The 964-nt window shown below is 60.7% G+C and carries 2 protein-coding genes; both read right to left on the minus strand.

All coding sequences use genetic code 11. The features are described from left to right. The coding region (locus tag AC3ZU9_RS31450) for a type VI secretion system contractile sheath domain-containing protein (RefSeq protein ID WP_490091794.1) at window positions 1-452 on the minus strand (452 nt) is incomplete at its 3' end. Window positions 453-454: 2 nt separating this feature from the next. Beyond that, window positions 455-961, minus strand: coding sequence for a type VI secretion system contractile sheath small subunit (gene tssB / locus AC3ZU9_RS31455; RefSeq protein ID WP_010207547.1), 507 nt, complete (start codon window positions 959-961; stop codon window positions 455-457). Between the last annotated feature and the right edge of the window lie 3 nt (window positions 962-964).

Consider the following 964-nt stretch of genomic DNA (forward strand, 5'->3'; position numbering starts at 1 on the left):
TCTTCGTACATCTTCTTGAAGATCGGGCTCTGGTCCCACGCGGTGCCCTTGAATTTCTTCAGGGTCTTGTGCAGGTCCGGCTTGGAGATGTTGAGCACGCGGATCTTCAGCTGCTCATCGCTTTCGGTGTTGTTGACCAAGTAGTGCAGGCCACGCCAGGCGCTTTCCAGCTGCTGGAAATCCGGGTGGTGAATGATCTGGTTGACCTGGGCGGTCAGCTTGGCGTCGATGGCGGCAATGATCGATTCGATCGACTTGATCGCGTCATTGGACACCAGGTCGGTTTGCGCCAGGGCCTGTTCGGCCAAGGTGCGCACGGCGGTTTCCACGGCTTCGCGGGCACGCTCGGTCTTGGGCTTGAATTCTTGCAGCAGCAGGTTCGCGAACTCGCTGGCTTCTTCGGTCTGGGTACCCAGGATCTGGGTGCCTTCGCGGGCGGTATTGTCAGTCATGATTACTGGTCCCCTGCAGGCTTGGGCGCGCTGGCAAGTGCCTGGAGCAGTGCCGGGTCCTTGATCGCCTTCATGATAATTTCTTCAGCGCCCGTCTTGCCGTCCATGTAGGTCAGCAGGTTGGCCAGCTGGGTGCGGGCTTCGAGCAGTTGGTTCAGCGAATCGACCTTGCGGGCCACGGCGGCCGGGCTGAAGTCGTCCATGCTTTCGAAGGTGATGTCCAGGCTCAGGTTGCCTTCGCCGGTCAGTTCGTTCGGTACGTGGAACGCCACGCGCGGCTGCATGGCCTTGAGGCGCGAGTCGAAGTTATCGACGTCGACTTCAAGGAACTTGCGGTCGGCCACCGGCGCCAACGGCTCGGCAGGCTTGCCGGCGAGGTCGGCCATCACACCCATCACGAAGGGCAGCTGGACCTTTTTCTCGGCGCCGTAGAGCTCGACGTCGTACTCGATCTGCACTCGAGGCGCGCGGTTGCGCGCGATGAATTTCTGAGAACTTTGCTTCGCCACGTT

Source organism: Pseudomonas sp. A39 (assembly GCF_058145955.1).